We start from the raw sequence: 1,404 nt of genomic DNA on the forward strand, positions 1-1,404 counted from the left end.
TCGGGCTGACTGGCGGGACACGGATGCACCGTGCAACTGATATCAGCGTGTGGCTGGGCTTTGGCCTCGCGTTCGGCCTGAGCGGCCTCGTCGACCATGGCCAGTTTTTCGGCGCTCATCGGGCGAAGTCCTTGTCGGTCAGCAATTGGTGCGTCAATGCGCTGTTGAGGTTGTCCAGACGCTGGTGCGGCAACACTCGGGGTTCGTCCAGCAAACGCCGGTAGGCGCCGTGCTCGGCACCATCGGGAAAGTCAGTGCCCAGCACTGTGAAGAAACGCGCCCAGCGCAGGACTTCATCGACGGCACTGAAGCCCCGCCGTGCAGCACTGGCCTGACACTCCATGGCCCATTGCTGCAAAGCTGTCGAATCCATTGTGTTGAGGTATTGGGGGAAATAGCGTTGACCGTGCTCGATCAACTGTCTGGCAAAAGACTGGCGCTTGGCCGCGTTAAGGTGATCGAGTTGTTCCGCCGTCAGCACCAGCCAGGGCTTGTGCGCATACGGGATCGCGGGGTGCTCGGTTTGCTGATTGATCTGTGAATCCGGCAGACGAATCAGCCGTACTGGCCCCATCAGTCGATCACGCTCAGGCGAGGGCAAATCCTTCAGCCACAACGCGGTAATACGCGGGTCGTAGAAACGAAAGAAAACCGTCGCACCCCCGTCAACCCGCGCGTGGATCAGGCCGCGCAAATGCGCCAGCGCTTGATCTTCGTCGGCCTCAGACTCCAGCCAGATGCCCGCCGTTGCGCTCCACTCCTGCCAAAAAACCGTTGCCAACGGGCTATCGGGGGTCACACCGATCAGCACGGGGCCGGCCTTTTCCAAAGCGCTGTAGGCGGTACGCTGATAAAGCGAGTGAACAGGCGCGCCGCCCGTCAGCTCGAACAGGCGATCCGAAAGTTTGTCGATCTGGATTCGATCCAGCAACAGATAAGCCCGACTCATGCGTTCACCTGCGCCAGTTTTTCGCACGCGGCGCAGACTGAAGCGGCTTGCTCTGCGGCCTGAGCCAGCGCGGCTATTTGCGTGGTGATGGACAGCGCGATCAGCGCCTGTGGATCTTCGGGCGCTGCCGCCAACGCTGTCTGCGCCGTGACACCCACCACTGGCGCGCCGCCCTCGACGATAGCGACGCTGCTGAAGATCCCCCCCGAATTGATGACGATGTGATGACCGCCAGCACTCAGCGTCAGGCTTGTCCCGGCATCAATCACCACTTGGCTCGCGGTAACCCGCGCATGCGGCCCGGCCTGAATCACCAGCGTTCCATCCGCCGTGGTGCTGCTGTTGCCGCTGATGCTGAGCAGGTCGTCGCTGCCGATGACGGTGTTGCGCGTCCCGTCGGTGGTGTGGTGTTCGTCAGCCTTGATCAGGCTGGTGCTGTGGTGGTCGACCTGTTC

At 61.9% G+C, this 1,404-nt stretch carries 1 protein-coding gene and 1 pseudogene; both read right to left on the reverse strand.

All coding sequences use genetic code 11. From position 1 onward, the window contains the following. Positions 1-115: 115 nt before the first annotated feature. On the reverse strand, positions 116-949 hold the full coding sequence (locus AACY02_RS25890) for a DUF4123 domain-containing protein (RefSeq protein ID WP_339434354.1): 834 nt from the start codon (positions 947-949) through the stop codon (positions 116-118). After that, positions 946-1,404, reverse strand: a pseudogene (locus AACY02_RS25895) (type VI secretion system tip protein VgrG); the annotation flags it as partial. The pseudogene AACY02_RS25895 and the gene AACY02_RS25890, both read right to left, overlap by 4 nt.

This window comes from Pseudomonas sp. EA_65y_Pfl2_P78, from assembly GCF_963970495.1.
Classification (GTDB): Bacteria; Pseudomonadota; Gammaproteobacteria; order Pseudomonadales; family Pseudomonadaceae; genus Aquipseudomonas; species Aquipseudomonas baetica_A.

What these genes read in the sequence shown, in the direction of transcription:
- AACY02_RS25890 (WP_339434354.1), bottom strand. Translation starts at nt 949, where the DNA reads ATGAGTCGGGCTTATCTGTTGCTGGATCGAATCCAGATCGACAAACTT.